The sequence below is a fragment of the Citrobacter sp. RHBSTW-00859 genome (assembly GCF_013729795.1).
Classification (GTDB): domain Bacteria; phylum Pseudomonadota; class Gammaproteobacteria; order Enterobacterales; family Enterobacteriaceae; genus Citrobacter; species Citrobacter braakii.
Genome location: NZ_CP056284.1, coordinates 17743 through 35092, shown reverse-complemented (window position 1 = coordinate 35092; position 17350 = coordinate 17743). Strand labels below are relative to the sequence as shown.

General features: G+C 53.1%; 17 protein-coding genes. 6 read left to right on the top strand and 11 right to left on the bottom strand.

Annotation, left to right across the window (positions count from 1 at the left end):
• Positions 1–7: 7 nt before the first annotated feature.
• Entirely contained in the window at positions 8–928 is a 921-nt protein-coding gene (gene rbsK / locus HV302_RS00165) for a ribokinase (RefSeq protein WP_003827124.1), read from the bottom strand.
• 325 nt (positions 929–1253) lie between these two features.
• On the opposite strand from rbsK, the gene HV302_RS00160 reads away from it, so the two are divergent.
• Positions 1254–2039 carry a DeoR family transcriptional regulator gene (locus HV302_RS00160; RefSeq protein WP_016157805.1) on the top strand — a complete coding sequence of 262 codons (786 nt, stop codon included), beginning with the start codon at positions 1254–1256 and terminating at the stop codon, positions 2037–2039.
• Position 2040: 1 nt separating this feature from the next.
• Here HV302_RS00160 and ilvN read toward each other — a convergent pair whose 3' ends face one another.
• From ilvN to ivbL, 3 genes are all read right to left on the bottom strand, one after another.
• Complete coding sequence (gene ilvN / locus HV302_RS00155; protein ID WP_003023914.1) at positions 2041–2331, bottom strand: acetolactate synthase small subunit; 291 nt, start codon at positions 2329–2331, stop codon at positions 2041–2043.
• Between the two features lie 3 nt (positions 2332–2334).
• A complete protein-coding gene (ilvB, locus tag HV302_RS00150) occupies positions 2335–4023 on the bottom strand; it encodes an acetolactate synthase large subunit (protein WP_181626764.1) in 1689 nt (562 codons plus the stop codon).
• Positions 4024–4130: 107 nt separating this feature from the next.
• Positions 4131–4229, bottom strand: coding sequence for an ilvB operon leader peptide IvbL (gene ivbL / locus HV302_RS00145; RefSeq protein WP_003827118.1), 99 nt, complete (start codon positions 4227–4229; stop codon positions 4131–4133).
• A gap of 522 nt (positions 4230–4751) precedes the next feature.
• On the opposite strand from ivbL, the gene tisB reads away from it, so the two are divergent.
• From tisB to emrD, 3 genes are all read left to right on the top strand, one after another.
• Positions 4752–4841, top strand: a complete 90-nt coding sequence (gene tisB / locus HV302_RS00140; RefSeq protein WP_003023909.1) for a type I toxin-antitoxin system toxin TisB — start codon at positions 4752–4754, stop codon at positions 4839–4841.
• 123 nt (positions 4842–4964) lie between these two features.
• Positions 4965–5798 carry a DMT family transporter gene (locus HV302_RS00135; RefSeq protein WP_016157806.1) on the top strand — a complete coding sequence of 278 codons (834 nt, stop codon included), beginning with the start codon at positions 4965–4967 and terminating at the stop codon, positions 5796–5798.
• 193 nt (positions 5799–5991) lie between these two features.
• Positions 5992–7176, top strand: a complete 1185-nt coding sequence (emrD, locus tag HV302_RS00130) for a multidrug efflux MFS transporter EmrD (RefSeq protein WP_181626763.1) — start codon at positions 5992–5994, stop codon at positions 7174–7176.
• Here emrD and HV302_RS00125 read toward each other — a convergent pair.
• Together HV302_RS00125 and dsdC are read right to left on the bottom strand one after the other, a co-directional pair.
• Positions 7103–8185 carry a cellulase family glycosylhydrolase gene (locus tag HV302_RS00125; RefSeq protein ID WP_047358470.1) on the bottom strand — a complete coding sequence of 361 codons (1083 nt, stop codon included), beginning with the start codon at positions 8183–8185 and terminating at the stop codon, positions 7103–7105. The two genes, emrD and HV302_RS00125, sit on opposite strands and share 74 nt — an antisense overlap.
• A gap of 78 nt (positions 8186–8263) precedes the next feature.
• Entirely contained in the window at positions 8264–9190 is a 927-nt protein-coding gene (dsdC, locus tag HV302_RS00120) for a DNA-binding transcriptional regulator DsdC (RefSeq protein ID WP_049042665.1), read from the bottom strand.
• A gap of 229 nt (positions 9191–9419) precedes the next feature.
• Between dsdC and dsdX the strand changes: the two genes are divergently transcribed.
• Both dsdX and dsdA read left to right on the top strand, forming a co-directional pair.
• Positions 9420–10757: a D-serine transporter DsdX gene (dsdX, locus tag HV302_RS00115; protein ID WP_016157809.1), complete on the top strand. Its 1338-nt coding sequence runs from the start codon at positions 9420–9422 to the stop codon at positions 10755–10757.
• Positions 10758–10774: 17 nt separating this feature from the next.
• On the top strand, positions 10775–12097 hold the full coding sequence (gene dsdA, locus HV302_RS00110) for a D-serine ammonia-lyase (RefSeq protein WP_181626762.1): 1323 nt from the start codon (positions 10775–10777) through the stop codon (positions 12095–12097).
• A 12-nt stretch (positions 12098–12109) separates the two neighbouring features.
• Here the strand turns inward: dsdA and HV302_RS00105 are convergent, their stop codons facing one another.
• From HV302_RS00105 to HV302_RS00085, 5 genes are all read right to left on the bottom strand, one after another.
• Positions 12110–13222 carry an anaerobic sulfatase maturase gene (locus HV302_RS00105; protein ID WP_181626761.1) on the bottom strand — a complete coding sequence of 371 codons (1113 nt, stop codon included), beginning with the start codon at positions 13220–13222 and terminating at the stop codon, positions 12110–12112.
• The gene (locus HV302_RS00100; protein WP_019078012.1) at positions 13219–13581 is read right to left on the bottom strand and encodes a DUF202 domain-containing protein; all 363 of its coding nucleotides are present in this window, start codon (positions 13579–13581) and stop codon (positions 13219–13221) included. The genes HV302_RS00105 and HV302_RS00100 overlap by 4 nt, the downstream gene beginning before the upstream one ends.
• Positions 13571–13918 carry a YidH family protein gene (locus HV302_RS00095; protein ID WP_016157812.1) on the bottom strand — a complete coding sequence of 116 codons (348 nt, stop codon included), beginning with the start codon at positions 13916–13918 and terminating at the stop codon, positions 13571–13573. Before HV302_RS00095 ends, HV302_RS00100 begins: the two co-directional genes overlap by 11 nt.
• A gap of 98 nt (positions 13919–14016) precedes the next feature.
• Positions 14017–15510, bottom strand: coding sequence for a sulfatase-like hydrolase/transferase (locus HV302_RS00090; protein WP_181626760.1), 1494 nt, complete (start codon positions 15508–15510; stop codon positions 14017–14019).
• Positions 15507–17222: a solute:sodium symporter family transporter gene (locus tag HV302_RS00085; RefSeq protein ID WP_181626759.1), complete on the bottom strand. Its 1716-nt coding sequence runs from the start codon at positions 17220–17222 to the stop codon at positions 15507–15509. The genes HV302_RS00090 and HV302_RS00085 overlap by 4 nt, the downstream gene beginning before the upstream one ends.
• Between the last annotated feature and the right edge of the window lie 128 nt (positions 17223–17350).

Below are 17350 nucleotides of genomic sequence, written 5' to 3'. Positions count from 1 at the left end.
AGGAGTATTATTCGTTTAAGGTAAGAAACTCATTAAATTGTTCGATGCTTGGATAAGATGATTGAGTGCCTTTCCCGGTAACGCTGAATGCAGCGAAGAGAGCGGCTTTTTTCATGGCGGCTTCGACATCACCGCTTTGAACGTAATAGTGGGCAAAACAACCGATGAAAGCGTCACCTGCGCCACTGGTATCGACAGCGTTCACTTTAAACGCCGGGACATGGACTTCCTGGTCACGCGTCATCCACAGAGCGCCTTTCTCCCCCATGGTGACGATAATATTGTTCAGACCTTTATCGACCAAAGAACGTGCCGCGGCGCGAATATGGTCATAGGTATCCACCGGCATACCGGTTAATATTTCGAGCTCGGTTTCATTTGGCACGAAGAAATCGCATTTACAGGCATAAGACATATCTAATTCCCGTAATGCAGGGGCGGGATTTAATAACACTTCAATACCGTGTTTTTTACCGAATTCAATCGCGTGATAAACCGTTTCCAACTGTACTTCCAGCTGCAGGACAATAAGTTGACACTTTTTCAGATCTTCCGCCGCGCGATCGATATCTTCCGGGGAGAGAAACTTGTTGGCACCTTTAATAATCAGAATGCTGTTGCTGGAGTTTGCATTAACAAAGATCGGTGCAACGCCGCTGCTGGTGCAGGGTACCTTTTCGACATAGGTCGTATTAATCCCCCAGGATTCGAGATTACGAATGGTGTTATCCGCAAAAATATCATCACCGACTTTCGTCAGCATCAGCACTTTGGAGTTGAGCTTAGCAGCCGCAACGGCCTGATTTGCCCCTTTACCGCCACAACCAATTTTAAAGGCGGGTGCTTCCAGCGTTTCCCCTTCTTTGGGCATCTGGTTGATGTAGGTGATGAGATCCACCATGTTGGAGCCAATAACCGCGATATCCATTTTACTACCTCTCAGAAACAATCACACAACAATGATATTAAAATAACATTATCATGTTACTTCCGTATCATTTGTGACTAGGATCGCGATTGGAGGATCATTTTATTGTTTATTTATTATGCTAAATGTTGCGTCTCTATCACACTCAAAATGATTAACTTGCTTACAATTGACTGAAAACTCGCTGCTTATAATCAATAAAACGTGTAAAAACACGCTTTTATTTCCCAATGGTCAGACGTATAGTAATGCAGCAATGTCATGTTCCCAGAAACACATAAATGTTACTGAAGGAACATGAAAACATGATTCGTGGAGAGTGTGCATGGAAACCAAGCAAAAAGAACGTATTCGACGTCTGATGGAATTGTTGAAGAAGACCGACAGAATCCATCTGAAAGAGGCGGCGCGCATGCTGGAGGTTTCCGTGATGACCATCCGTCGGGATCTCAGCCAGGATGACGAACCATTGCCGCTTACGCTACTCGGTGGTTACATCGTGATGGTGAACAAGCCCGCCACCCTCGTTAACGCTCCGCTCCCCGTGCAAAAGCAGTATCATCGCGACGATTTACCGGTTGCCATTCTGGCCGCGGGACTGGTCAGTGAAAACGATCTGGTCTTTTTTGATAATGGTGCGGAAATGCCATTAGTCGTCAGCATGATCCCGGACGATATTACCTTTACCGGAATTTGCTACTCACACCGGGTATTCGTGGCGCTAAATGAAAAACCCAACGCCACGGTGATTCTTTGCGGGGGCACCTATCGGGCGAAAAGTGATGCCTTTTACGACACCAGCAATCCCTCTCCGCTGGATGCGCTCAACCCACGAAAAGTGTTTATCTCTGCCAGCGGAGTCCATGAGCATTTCGGCGTTAGCTGGTTCAATCCGGACGATCTGGCCACCAAACGCAAAGCGATGGAACGCGGATTGCGCAAAATTCTGCTAACCCGCCACGCCCTGTTTGATGAGGTTGCTCCCGCCAGCATTGGTCCGCTTTCCACTTTTGACGTACTGATAAGCGATCGCCCGTTGCCGGCAGATTACGCAACCCACTGCCGGAACGGCTCTGTCAAAGTCATCACCCCGGATTCAGACGGCGACTAACTCACTCAAAGAAAACCGTGATTTTGTTAAACATCGACGGGTCGGACTGGTTGCGGGCCACTTTCACCACATCTTCCAGCTTGTCGATCTGGCTTATCATCTGCTCAAGACGCTGATCGTCGTTGACCAGTAGCCAGATGCGGCTCTTGTCGCTGTCCTGAATCGGTAGACAGAGAATGCCTTCCACGTTGAACGCGCGGCGGGCAAACAGCCCGCAGACGTGGGTCATTACGCCCGGATGGTTGCGTACGGTGAGTTCCAGGATTACGTTGTCATGAGTCTGCTGTTGCATGGCTTATTCCCCCACCATTTCTGTGTTTGCCGCACCCGGCGGCACCATCGGGTACACTTTTTCTTCGGCATCGATGCGCACGTGGATCAGCGCAGGTCCAGGGCGATTAATAATCTCCTGCAACGCTGCCTGTGGATCCGCTTCGTTATTCAAATCGCAGGTTTCGAGGCCAAACCCGGCGGCTATCTGCATAAAGTTAATCATCCCCGGATATGTCGCCGCAAAAACGCCCTGCTTATAGAACAAACTCTGCTGCTGATACACCAGACCCAACGCTTCGTTATTCATCAGGATGATTTTAATATCCAGCTGATTTTCGCTGGCCGTTGCCATTTCCTGAATATTCATCATCAGGCTACCGTCGCCGGAGAAGCACAGCACCTTTTTGTCCGGGTTGACCAGCGCTGCGCCAATTGCCGCCGGCAGGCCAAAGCCCATGGTTCCCAGACCGCCGGAGGTCAGCCACTGACGAGGACGGTTCAGCGGGTAAGCCTGTGCGGCCCACATCTGATGCTGGCCTACGTCGGTGGTGATAATGGCATTGTCATCCACGCAGGCCGCTACGGCGTTGATCAGCCCATAGTGGCTGAGCGGGTCGCTTTCCTGCGGAATGCTGCAGGGGAATTCGCGTTGTAAATCGGCCACCATTTGATGCCACGACTCTCGCGGCTGCGCGTCAATTAATGGGATCAGTTGCGCCAGAACCTCATCGACATCCGCCTGAATCGCCACATGCGGCTGTTTGATTTTACCCAGCTCCGCGCGGTCGATGTCCACGTGGATGATTTTGGCGTTCGGACAGAACTGCTCGGTTTTACCAATCGCCCGGTCATCAAAACGTGCGCCCAGAACAATCAATAAGTCCGCTTCTTGCAGAATAAAATTAGTGCTGCGCGCGCCGTGCATACCCAGCATGCCTAACGACAGCGGATGCGCTTTCGGCAACATACCGAGCGCCATTAAGGTCATGGTGGTGGGCAGCATGGCTTTTTCTGCCAGTTCACGAACCCGCTCAGGCGCGTTAATCACGCCGCCGCCGAGATACAGCACCGGACGCTGTGCGGCGTTAATCATAGCTGCGGCATCGCGAATGCTGTCCTGGCTGAACGCCGGTGCCGCCATTTTCTGCGCGGGCTCCAGCATCTCTTCAATCTCAAAAACGGCGGTTTGAATATCCTTAGGAATGTCTATCCACACCGGGCCCGGACGGCCGGACTGCGCAATGCGGAACGCATCGCTCATGACCTGCGGTAATTCACTGATATGGCGGACCAGATAGTTGTGCTTGGTGATGGGGATAGAGATGCCGTAGGTGTCGACTTCCTGGAAGGCGTCGGTCCCGATCATTGAGGCCGGAACCTGCCCGGTGATACACACCAGCGGGATGGAATCCAGCCGCGCGTCGGCAATGGCGGTCACCAGGTTGGTCGCGCCCGGTCCGCTACAGGCCATACAGACGGCGGGTTTACCATCGGTTCTCGCCATCCCCTGCGCGATAAACCCCGCGCCCTGCTCGTGGCGCGCCAGGATATGACGGATTTGCGTGCTTTGGCTTAAAGCGTCATAGACGGGAAGAATCGATCCGCCAGGAATACCGGTGACCACCTGAATCCCCTGGCGTTCCATGAAATGAACGATGAATTCTGCGCCCGTAAAACGCGTACGCTTGGATGTTATGCCCGAACTTGCCATGCTCCAGTCCTTTTATTCTGGGCCTTTGCTTCGGGCAGGTCTCTTAAACGAAAAACCCCGCCCGGTTTGCGCCGGCGGGGTTTTGGAATCGTGTGTTGATCCGGACCCTACGGCGCATTGCCGACGACCACCACCACACGCACGACGACCGCTGCGCGAGATGGCGCAGTTTTTAGTAGGGTCGCAGTCAGCATGGAAGGGTTCATTAGGGACCTGTCTGTTTGTTGATTAACTGGATTTATACAAACACAGGTTTTTCAGCGTGACAATGGAAAAATTTTCATCTGCATAAAAATGCGTCAACGATCACATTTCGCTGTGCAGAGTCGGAAAACAAAAAACCCCGCCGGAGCGAGGTTTTTTTCAGCGCTGTGCGGTTGGTAGCCGCCGAACACACTGTGTTATGTCAACGGAAAAAGTATACGCGTTCTGCGAAGAACACGCAATTTCGGCACGAATTTTGATGGTTTTGAGTATGGAACATGAATGGCACAATGTCCACAAAATACTGTTAATTTATACAGTGTTTATCTATAATGTCTCGGTACGCAATGTGTTATGCGGGGGCCGCATCGTAAACCGGCGCATCAAAGTCCTGGCTGAAACGGGTGGTGCCGTCAGCGCCTTAACCCCCGTGTGAGCACACTGTGTTATGTCAACAAAGGTGCTGGCAACAGGCAGCGGCGAGGTACGTCAGCACCGTGCTCCTTGTACCAAAAGGAGAGCGTATGAGCCTCGTGGATATCGCTATTCTTATCCTCAAACTCATTGTTGCAGCACTGCAACTACTTGATGCCGTTCTGAAATACGTTAAGTAATTCGGATTCAAGTCGCACCTAAGGGGAGCGGGTAACACTCCGCTCCCCTTTCACCTTCTCCCTGGTGCTTGTCTCGCGCCAATATGTTACGTTTTTATGACATTCTCAGGGAAGAACGCCACCATGACGCTTTCTGTTTTCTGCATTTTGCTGTTTGCCGCGCTGCTGCATGCCAGTTGGAATGCCATTGTTAAAGCTGGAAACGATAAACTGTACTCGGCGATTGGCGTCAGCGGCTCCGCGGCGATTATGGCACTGATCTGCTTACCCTTCGCGCCTCAGCCTTCCGCCGCCAGCCTGCCGTTTTTGGCCGTCTCAACCGCGTTGCAAGTGGTGTATACGGTCCTGGTCGCCAAAACCTATCAGGTTTCGGATATGAGTCAGACCTATCCTCTGATGCGTGGGACAGCACCGCTGCTGGTTGCGATTATCAGCGTCTTGTTCCTTGGCGATAGCCTGTCTGTGTTTGCCTGGGTGGGGATTGCTACGATCTGTCTGGCCATTCTCGGCATGGCATTTAACGGACGCAGCAGCTCACAACGCGGGATCGTACTGGCGCTCATTAACGCCTGCTTTATCGCCGGTTACACGCTGGTTGATGGCACCGGCGTACGCTTATCAGAAACCGCGCTCGGTTATACGCTGTGGACCTTCTTTCTGAACGGTTCCTGTCTGCTGGGCTGGGCGATGATCGCCCGGCGCCGGGAAGCGTCACGCTATCTGGTACAGCAGTGGAAGAAAGGTATTCTGGGCGGGATTGGCACGATGGGTTCTTACGGTCTGGCGCTGTGGGCCATGACCCAGGCTCCGTTGGCGGTGGTCGCAGCGCTGCGTGAAACCTCCATTCTGTTTGGCGCTCTGCTCGCCTGGCTACTGCTGAAAGAAAAGGTTGCCGGAATACGCCTTGTCGCGGCCGCCGGTATTGCCGTAGGCGCTGTCTTACTTCGCTTGTCATGATCGCGCCGTAAAGCCGATGCAATCCGGCAACATTTGTTGCCGCTTTTTGTTTACATTTCCTGCCGTTCATCGCGTAAACATTCCAGCCCACTATCTGGCCTTCTTTTTCTGTTGTGGTAGATTCCACGCGCATTTACGGGAAAGTACAGCACCTTATTCTTCTTTTTTCTCTTTTTTAAAAGTAATCAGCGAAATGAAAAGGCATAGAAGCGTCAATTTGTTGTTGATGTTGGTATTACTGGTGGCGGTAGGTCAGATGGCGCAAACCATTTATATCCCCGCGATTGCTGATATGGCGCGTGAACTGAACGTTCGCGAAGGAGCGGTGCAAAGCGTAATGGCCGCCTACCTGCTGACCTACGGCCTGTCACAACTGTTTTACGGCCCACTTTCCGATCGCGTTGGCCGCCGTCCGGTGATCCTCACCGGAATGTCTATTTTTATGCTGGCCACGCTGGTCGCGATTACCACCCACAGCCTGACGGTACTGATTATCGCCAGTGCAATCCAGGGCATGGGAACAGGCGTCGGCGGTGTAATGGCGCGAACCTTACCGCGCGATCTGTACGAAGGCACGCAGCTGCGCCACGCGAATAGTTTGTTAAACATGGGGATTCTGGTGAGTCCGCTGCTGGCCCCGCTGATTGGCGGCATGCTGGATACCCTGTGGAACTGGCGCGCCTGTTACATCTTCCTGCTGGTTCTGTGCGCGGGCGTCACGTTTAGCATGGCGCGCTGGATGCCGGAAACGCGTCCTGCGGGCGCACCGCGTCCACGCCTTATCGCCAGCTATAAAACGCTGTTTGGTAACAGTTCTTTCACCTGTTACGTGCTAATGCTGATCGGCGGCCTGGCGGGCGTTGCGGTCTTCGAGGCCTGCTCCGGGGTATTGTTGGGCGCAAGGCTCGGTTTAAGCAGCATGGTGGTCAGTATCCTGTTTATTCTGCCCATCCCGGCGGCATTTTTCGGCGCCTGGTTCGCCGGTCGCCCGAATAAGCGTTTCTCGACGCTGATGTGGCAGTCGGTTATCTGCTGTCTGGTAGCCGGTTTAATGATGTGGATCCCGGGCCTGTTTGACGTGATGAACGTCTGGACGCTGCTGGTTCCCGCCGTACTATTTTTCTTCGGTGCCGGGATGCTGTTTCCGCTGGCAACCAGTGGCGCAATGGAGCCTTTCCCATTCCTGGCAGGCACTGCCGGTGCGCTGGTTGGGGGATTACAGAACATTGGTTCCGGCGTGCTAGCGTGGTTCTCTGCAATGCTGCCGCAGACCGGGCAAGCCAGTCTGGGCCTGCTGATGACCCTTATGGGACTGTTGATTTTTGTTTGCTGGCTTCCGCTGGCGTCACGCGTGTCGCATCAGGGGCAGGCGGTTTAAGCGTATGATGGCCCGGCTTATCGCCGGGCTTTTCGCATTCAGGCGCGATCATCGTCGTCAGTAACGGTTCCAGCGCCGGACGCCAGGCGCCTTCCTCGCCATCATAAAACTGCGTATCCGCATTGATAGCATAGGGAATTTTCGCTTTTTTCAGTTCGCATGCCATAAAGCGGGCAAACGCCATTTGCGAGGCAGAAGGCGCGTTCCTGATGGTTTCTCCTGGCGACCAGCCTCCCACCCAACTGACATGACCCGTTTTCTGCTGCCAGTGAATGGCGGTATTGATACGGGCGCGAATAGCGGCCTTTTCTGCCGCTGTGCCTGAGGTCCACGGATATTTACCGTTATTTTTCAGCGGCCCCCACGGAAAAATATGCCATTGAGCCAGCACGGTATTCTGACTTTGCGGCGGCAGTTTCAGGTCAGGCAAATCTTCCGGCGCGGCGCGTAGTCGCGGCGCGATAAAAATCATCCGCTGCGGGTCGATGGCATGGACAGTACGAATGGTTTTGTCATACACCCGATTGAGCGATACCTGATTATGGTTGAGCTTATCAGAGGGTTCGTATATCAGGTCGAAACCCAGCAACGGCGAGCTTTGACCAAAGTAATGCGCCACCGCCACCCACCAGTTAACCACCTCTTTTTCGTTACCGGTACTGGGATCTTTTTTATATTCGTCAGCCTGATAGGCAATTATCGGGATCACGCCATACTGCTCGCAGGCTTCCACCAGCTTGCGCAGATGTATAAGCCGCGCCTCCGTAGGCTCTCCCGCCACGCGAATGCGCACGTGGGTTAACCCTTTCGCCCTGTAATCCCGCACCACCAGCGGATCGAATTCACGGATACCCCGATCGGTACGCGCCCAGTCTACGTCCATCCCAACGCCAAGCTGCTGCGCATACTGCGCCGCGGTCAGCACAGGTTGCGCGGCACACACGGTGGCGCTGGCTAACAGTAAAAGGGAAACAATCGGCTTTAACACGGTCGTCCTTACGCAAATCATCAGGAGTGATATCACGTATTTAGCATGCTTTTTCACTTTGCGTGTAGCGAGAAAGCGTAAAAAATATTCGCGACCCGCTTATTTAACCTGTTCCTGAAGCCAGCGAATAAACGCCTCGATTTTCGGCCATTGTCTGCCAGGCAGGGTAGTGATGTAGTAGTGCTGATGGCATTTCAGCGCCATATCGCCAAAAGGCGCAACCAGCTCTCCACTGTCGAGGCGTTTTTGCACCAGCCGCTTTCGGCCCATCGCCACGCCGATATGATTCATCGCCGCAATCACCGCCAAATCAGAACGATCGAAACCAATTCCCGACGATGTCGGCAGATTCACCGAAAAATGCTGCGCCCAACTGTGCCATTCATCGGTCCCGGAGTCGTTACTCCACGCCTGTCTGTCATGCAGCAACGTACAGTGCGGTAAATTCACCAGCGAACCGGTAAGGTCATGGCGGTGAGCGTAGTCCGGGCTGCATACCGGCAGGATCTCTTCATCCATCAGGAAGTGGTGCGTGAGCTGCGCGGAGGGTGCGTCGTCAAAATAGATGGCCAGATCGACCCCGGCACGCTGCAGATTGACGTTGTCGTTCCCGGTCAGCATGGTCAGCGAAATCGACGGATAGCGACGGGTAAAGTCGCCGAGCGCCGGAACCAGCCAGCACTGAGCGATAGAAGGCCGTGAGTAGACGGTGAGGGTCCCGGACAACTCCTGATTTTTAATATCAAGGATTTCCTGATTCAGCGTATCCAGCGATGATTTCAGCGCCCAGAACACCCGCTTGCCCTCGTGGGTGAGTTCCACTTTACGATGCGAACGAACAAACAGCTGAATACCCAGCTCATCTTCCAGCTGATTAATGCGATGGCTGACAGCGCTGGGGCTTAATGACAGCTCATCTGCCGCCAGCGCAAACGACTGGTGCCGGGCCGCCACTTCAAAGGTATACAGCTTTGACAACTGCCAGCCGTTGAGCAGCCGATTTCTGACCTCGCGTAAGGGATCCATGTTCACCTCCTGTCCTCCTGATTCATTCGCCGGAGTGTAAAAAAGTTCGCTGCAAAAATCAGCACAAAGATGAATCAAGGTGAACCATATCGCATAAACAAAGCGTAATTAGACGTAAATCACCTACTTGATGCAATCTGGCTCATGTGAAAGGGGATTTATATCGTTTGTCAGACCATGCCTTATTTTTGTCCAATAACCCTATATTAATCACAGGGCAAGGTGAGTTATGCACTCTCAAATCTGGGTTGTGAGCACGCTGCTGATAAGCATCGTGTTAATCGTTTTGACCATCGTGAAGTTCAAATTCCACCCGTTTCTGGCGCTGCTGTTAGCCAGCTTCTTCGTGGGTACGATGATGGGTATGGGGCCGCTGGATATGGTCAATGCCATTGAGAGTGGCATCGGCGGTACGCTGGGCTTCCTCGCCGCGGTTATCGGTCTTGGGACCATTCTTGGCAAAATGATGGAAGTGTCCGGCGCGGCCGAACGTATCGGCCTGACGCTACAGCGCTGTCGCTGGCTTTCCGCTGACGTCATTATGGTACTGGTCGGGCTGATTTGCGGGATCACACTGTTTGTTGAAGTCGGCGTAGTGCTGTTGATTCCTCTGGCCTTTTCAATTGCCAAAAAAACCAATACCTCGCTACTGAAGCTGGCGATTCCGTTATGTACAGCGCTGATGGCAGTACACTGCGTCGTGCCGCCGCATCCAGCCGCCCTGTTCGTGGCGAACAAGCTGGGCGCGGACATTGGCACCGTGATTGTCTACGGCTTACTGGTGGGCTTAATGGCCTCGCTGATCGGCGGTCCGCTGTATCTGAAATTCCTCGGTAACCGTCTGCCGTTTAAACCGGTTCCGGCTGAGTTTTCCGACCTCAAGGTGCGCGACGAAAGTACGCTGCCATCGCTGGGCGCTACGCTGTTTACCGTACTGCTGCCGATTGGCCTGATGCTGGTAAAAACCGTCGCTGAGCTGAACATGGCGAAAGGCAGCACGGTTTATACGCTGTTGGAGTTTATTGGTAACCCGATCACCGCGATGTTTATTGCCGTTTTCGTGGCCTATTACATTCTCGGCCTGCGTCAGCACATTGGCATGGGTGCGCTGCTGACCCACACCGAAAACGGTTTTGGCTCCATTGCTAACATTTTGCTGATTATCGGCGCAGGCGGCGCATTCAACGCTATCCTCAAGAGCAGCGGACTGGCGGATACCCTCGCGCTGATCCTCTCGAACATGCATATGCACCCGATTCTGCTGGCTTGGCTGGTGGCGTTAATCCTGCATGCTGCGGTGGGCTCTGCCACGGTGGCGATGATGGGTGCGACGGCAATCGTGGCCCCGATGCTGCCGCTCTACCCCAACGTTAGCCCGGAGATCATCGCCATTGCCATCGGTTCCGGCGCGATTGGCTGCACGATCGTCACCGATTCCCTCTTCTGGCTGGTGAAGCAGTACTGCGGCGCCACCCTAAATGAGACGTTCAAATATTATACGACCGCGACATTTATCGCGTCCGTTATTGCACTGGTTTGCACATTCCTGCTTTCCTTTATTATCTAAGCGCAAAGAGACTGACTATGGAAAACATTCAAACACTTATCGCCCAGCATCCTTTAGTGGAAGATCTGGTCGCTCTCAAGGAGACGACCTGGTTTAACCCTGGCACTACCTCTCTTGCGGAAGGTTTACCGTATGTTGGCCTGACAGAGCACGATGTTCAGGATGCCCACGCTCGTCTGACGCGCTTCGCGCCGTATCTGGCGCAGGCATTCCCGGAAACCGCAGCCACCGGCGGCATTATCGAATCTGAACTGGCCGCGATCCCAACGATGCAAAAGCGGCTGGAAAAAGAGTATGGGCAGCGCATCAACGGCGAAATTCTGCTGAAGAAAGACAGCCATCTACCGATTTCCGGCTCAATTAAAGCGCGTGGCGGTATTTATGAAGTGCTAACCCACGCGGAAAAACTGGCGCTGGAAGCCGGTCTGCTGACCACACAAGACGATTACAGCATTCTGCTTTCGCCTGAGTTTAAACAGTTCTTCAGTCAGTACAGCATCGCCGTAGGCTCCACTGGCAACCTTGGGATGTCGATCGGCATTATGAGCGCCCGTATCGGTTTTAAGGTGACGGTTCATATGTCTGCCGACGCTCGCGCATGGAAAAAAGCCAAACTGCGCAGCCACGGCGTGACGGTCGTGGAGTATGAAGAAGATTATGGCGTGGCGGTTGAGCAGGGCCGTAAGGCGGCACAATCCGATCCGAACTGTTTCTTTATCGATGATGAAAATTCCCGCACGTTGTTTTTAGGTTATGCGGTAGCCGGCGAGCGTCTGAAGGCGCAGTTCGCGCAGCAGGGGCGCGTGGTGGATGCCGACCATCCGCTGTTTGTTTACCTGCCGTGCGGCGTCGGCGGTGGGCCTGGCGGGGTGGCGTTTGGCCTGAAGCTGGCATTCGGCGATAACGTGCACTGCTTCTTCGCAGAACCTACCCATTCACCGTGCATGCTGCTGGGGATTTATACCGGGCTGCACGATACGATTTCTGTGCAGGACATTGGTATCGATAACCTGACAGCGGCTGATGGGCTGGCGGTGGGCCGCGCGTCCGGCTTTGTTGGCCGAGCAATGGAACGTCTGCTCGACGGTCTGTACACCCTGGACGATCAGACTATGTACGACATGCTGGACTGGCTGGCGCAGGAAGAAGGCATTCGCCTTGAGCCATCGGCGCTGGCCGGGATGGCCGGTCCGCAGCACGTTTGCGCTTCTGCTGACTATCAGCAAATGCACGGCTTCAGCGCGGAGCAGCTCAATAACGCCACCCACCTGGTGTGGGCGACCGGCGGCGGCATGGTGCCGGAAGCCGAAATGGCGCAGTATCTGGCCAAAGGACGTTAAACGCCGCTGAAATTAACGCAGCATCGCCATCAGTTCCATCGGTGAGCGATGTTGCTTCAGAAGGTCACGCATCACGCGCATATGCGGCGCGGTATGATTGAAGAAAGCGCTGTATCCGCCGCAAATCGCACTCTTTCCACTGCTGTCGCGATGCTTTGGGCAATCACCATGGCAAAAGCGTAATAGCGAACACGCCTGGCATTCCGCGCTCAGCGTGGTTCTCTTGGACTGACCAAACGCCGCTGCCCTCGGGCTGGCGTTGAGCTCACTCAACGACGTGCGATGAATATTACCCAGGCGAAAATCTGGGTGGACATAGTGATCGCACTGATACAAATCGCCATTCGCTTCCAGAGCAAAAGCATGTCCGCAGGTGGAGCTTAGCGAACACATCTGCGCCGGGTGTCCGCACCATACGCCCAGAGTTGAATCAAATAACTGGATGAATACGCGGCCAATATCCTCTCTGACCCAGATATCAAAGACGGAATTCAGGAAGGTTCCCCACGCCTGAGGCGGGACGGATTCGGCGGTAAGCTCGCCGTCTTCATCATATTCAACCAGCGGAATGAACTGCAAAAAAGGCGTGCCAAGCTGGCGAAGGTAGCGATACATCAACTCAGGTTGCTGGCTGTTCAGAGAATTAACCACTACCAGCAGATTGAACTCCACCTGATGCTTACGGAGCCTGGCAATGGCGTCCACCACCTTATGGTGAGTCGGTTTTCCGCTGCGGTTAACACGATAAGCATCGTGCAACTCGGCGGGGCCATCCAACGAAATCCCCACCAGCCAGCCGTTATCGTGCAAAAACTGACACCATTCGTCGTTGAGCAAAATCCCGTTGGTCTGGAACGCGTTATGGATTTTCTTCCCTTCCCCGTACTGTTTTTGCAACGTCACTACGCGGCGAAAAAAGTCGATGCCACAGAGGGTTGGCTCTCCGCCCTGCCAGGCGAACATCACGTCAGCCCCCGGCTGTGCGGTGATATGCTGACGAATAAACGTCTCTAAGGTGGCGTCATCCATTTCGGGTTGAGTGGGTTTATCGATGTAAAAACAGTAACGACAATCCAGGTTACAACGAGAGCTGGCTGGTTTGGCCATGACCTGACATCCTGTCATGCTAAATTCCCGATAAACGCAATAAGTTGGCGGACATGCGTTACAGCAAACAGTATTGCGAGGGATAACACCGCGAGGGAGATCATAAATTTGTCACGCACCGCGCGAGATTCAGAAAAATCGCTATGCGTAACATCCATCAGATTACGGCTGCGGGTATAGCGCCACAGAACGATCGCCACCATCGCCAGCACCACAATTGAAACCCAAAACAGGAAGCCCGCCTGATGCCAGTTGTGCTTCAGCGCCAACGCCATTAGCGCGCCATAACCCAGAAGCGTACGAAACCAGGCCAGCGATGTTCGCTCCGGTTGTAACCCCGGATCGGCGATACGTCGCGACTTACGGCTATCCGGCATACAGTACCAGTCCCATGACAATCACCGCGACAATAAACAAAATCAGACTGATGATTAACAGGCTATGGGTATAGGGCAAATCCTCTTTCAGGCGCATCGCCCTCTCATTACGCAGCCAGCGCAGGTAGCCATAAATCGCCAGACCACCGGCAAACAGGCACAGCAACAGCGCCAAAAGCTCACGAATTACCGGCGTGGCAAAATCCGGAGCCAGTTGGTCGAGACCAACCCCCGCCGCCAGAAACCCCAGCGCGGTACGGATCCACGCCAGAAAGGTACGCTCATTTGCCAGTGAGAAGCGGTAATCCGGGGCTTCTCCAAGGCGGGAAATTTTCATTCAAACTCCTCTGGCTGTCATTGCCGGATGGCGGCTAATGCCTTATCCGGCCGACAGGTAAGTGCAAATATGAGTATCTGCGCCAATTGGCATTGTAGTCAGAACTTCTGCTTTTTCTCCTCCACTTTTACGCCCTGGGTTGGTAAACCGGTGTCGTAATCGCGTACCACCGGAGAATAGCCGTCTTGCGGGCGCGGGCGAAAAGCGCCCATCCAGCGCGGTACGGCGTCAGGACGCCAGGGACGCAAACTCCACTGATAGGTGCGGAATGGATCGCGGATTTTATCCATATAGTCCAGCAGCGCGTCGTGCATCTGGCAGCGAACATCGGCTAATTGCGGCGAATCTATCTGGTTGTGTAGCTCATCGGGATCGTTTCGTCTGTCGTAAAACTCATCACTGGTAAACAGGTTCAGCACCAGCTTCCAGTCATCCGTCACCCAGCAACGTACCGGTATAAATCCGCCAAAACTGTCATGTTCAATCTCATAACGATTGAACTCCACCATCACACCGCGTGGTTTTTCAACGGTAAGGATGTTTTCACCCGGCAGGATTTGTGGCTTCTCAATACCCGCCAGCGCCATCATCGTCGGCAGCAGATCGATATGGCTTACCGGCGTGTCTACCTGCATGGATTCTCCCTGAGGCGAGCGCATAATCAGCGGAATTCGCGTGATGTCGTCATACATCGCTGCCCCCTTACTGATAAGCTTATGCGCCCCCATCATCTCGCCATGATCGGAGGTGTAAATGACCCAGGTGTTGTCCCGCTGCATGGGCGTTAAGCTATTAATAACCCGGCCAATCTGGTCATCGACAAAGTCGTTGCAGGCAAAATAGAGCGGATGGTGATAGCGCCCATCATCACCTACCGGCGAAGGCATCGCTTCAGACCAAAGACGATGATGTTCAGGTTTGTTACTCAAAGAGTCGTGCGCCTTCATCCCCAGGTCATAATAAAAATCCTGATATTTCTGCAGATACTCCACGGGACAGGTAAACGGGTGATGCGGCTCGTCGTAGGAAACTACCATCAGGAAGGGTTCTTCATCACGTGCAGGGTGGCGGAGGAAATCAATCGCCCGGTTACTGATGCGGTGCGCCCAGGTAAAGGTTTCATTGATATTGTTAGCCAGCAAATCCTCCACGCTGTTCAGACCGTTACGCCACAAACCGATCTCTTTGTCCGTCAGTTCCGCGAGGTAATTTGCCCCGTCATACCAGTAGTCAGCATCCCATTCGGGCGGGCACTCGCCGGTACCAAAGTAATCGTGCCCGTCGAGATGCCACTTGCCGATGTAGCAGGTGTGATAGCCCGCATCCTTAAAATAGCGTCCCATGGTGGAGATATTTTTCCCCGGCGCGACGTTATTGGTCCACGGGCCGGACTGGTTGGCATAAATCCCGGTAAACAGCCCAGCGCGGGCCGGAGTGCACACCGGTGAGCAGGTATAAGCAGAATTGAAGCGAATACCTTCCGCCGCCAGGCTATCAATGTTATTGGTATTCAGCGACTTACCACTATAACAGCCGACCATATTGGTCGCCTGAGTATCAGTCATAATGAACAGAAAATTAGGGCGGGTCATGCTTTATCCTTAGCGTCAGAGACAGAAAGTGCAGTGGCCAAACGACGCGTCTGCCAGGTGCTGTAAATTAAATACATCATCACTGCCGCCGTAATTGAGTAGCAGAGAATCGTCAGCCATTGGGTGTTGTACCCTCCAAACTGCGCCAGTCCAGCATAGACGCCGAGCATCGCGGTCAGGATACCGACAGAGGCAAGTTTGGCGTTTTTCCACGGTTTCATGTCTACCGCAAAAGCATCATGGAATTTAAACGGCGTCGCACGCGGCTTGATAATGCCGATAACCAGCATCACCACCACGTTGATGCAGAAGGTACAGGCCAGTACGTAAAGGAAGTGAAAGTCGAACTTCACCAGATAATTAATGGTGATGTAGCTGACGATACCGAGTCCCATAGCGACTTTCGCTGCCAGCGCAGGAATGCGCGGGAAAAAGAATCCCATGATGATGATGGTCACCAACGGCACGTTATAAATACCGTTGAGCTGTTTCATCCAGCTGTAGAGTCCTTCCGGTGCATTAGCGATCCACGGTGCTACCAGCACGGAAATTACCGCGATAAAGAATCCGAACTTACGCCCAACCCGAACCAGCTGTTCCGGTTGGGCGTATTGATTAATAATCCGCCGATATATTCCCATGCTAAATAAGGTACTGGCGCTGTTTAAAAATCCATTGAATGTACTGATTACCGCGCCGAATAAAACGGCACCGAAAAACCCCACCAAAGGGACAGGAAGCACGTTATTTACCAGTGTCGGATATGCCATATCCGCCTTTGGCAGATCCTGGTATAGATGAAAAGCAATTAAACCTGGTAATACCAGCACCAGTGGATCGAGCATTTTCAATACCGCTGTGAGCAATGCTCCTTTCTGCCCTTCGGCTAGGCTTTTGGAAGCCAGCGTACGTTGTACGATGCCCTGATTAGTACACCAGTAGAAGGTATTCACCAGAATCAAACCGGTAAAGGCTGCACCTATCGGCAGCGGATCGTTCGCTCCACCAATTGAGTTTAATTTCTCCGCATGTACGGTGGTCAGTTGCTCAACACCTTGTAAAAAACTGCCTTTTCCCATCGCAATCAGGCCGAACACGGGGACCATCAATCCACCAATCACCAGCCCTATACCATTGATAGAATCGGCCACCGCCATCGCACGTAAACCGCCGATCACCGCATAAATAATCCCGGCAAGGCCCAGCAAAATAACCAGTAACCAGATTGCTGTACCCTGAGAAATATTCAGCGATTCACCGATGTGAAAAAGGCTATTCAGCGCCAGCGCCCCTGAATAAAGCACAATCGGCAGGAAGCAGACGCCAGTGGCAATAAGAAAGCAAAAGTCGATAATGATTCGCGTGGTTTTATCGTAACGCTCTTCCAGAAAATCTGGGATCGTAGCGATACCACGTTGCAGATAGCGAGGTAGAAAAATCAGCGCCAGAAAGATAAGCGTCACCGCAGAGGTGACTTCCCAACCCATAACCGACATTCCGCTTTTGTAAGCCTGACCAGACAGACCAACCAACTGTTCGGTTGAAAGGTTAGTTAACATCAATGACGCGGCAATCACCGGCGCTTTCAATGAACGCCCGGCAAGAAAATACCCTTGTTGCGATCCGGTATCCGTTTTACGTACCTTCCACCAGGTGATTAGCGCCACCAGCAGCGTAAAGCCCACAAAGCTCAGAATTTGTAGCGTATTCATCTCATAGCCCTTATTTTTCATTATGTCCCGGCAGCTGTAGGGGGAATGCAAGGTAATGTGTGCCGGGTCAGGCAGTCAGATTTCTTAAAATAAAAACGTCATATCCCTGAACAGATTTTTTCTGTTAA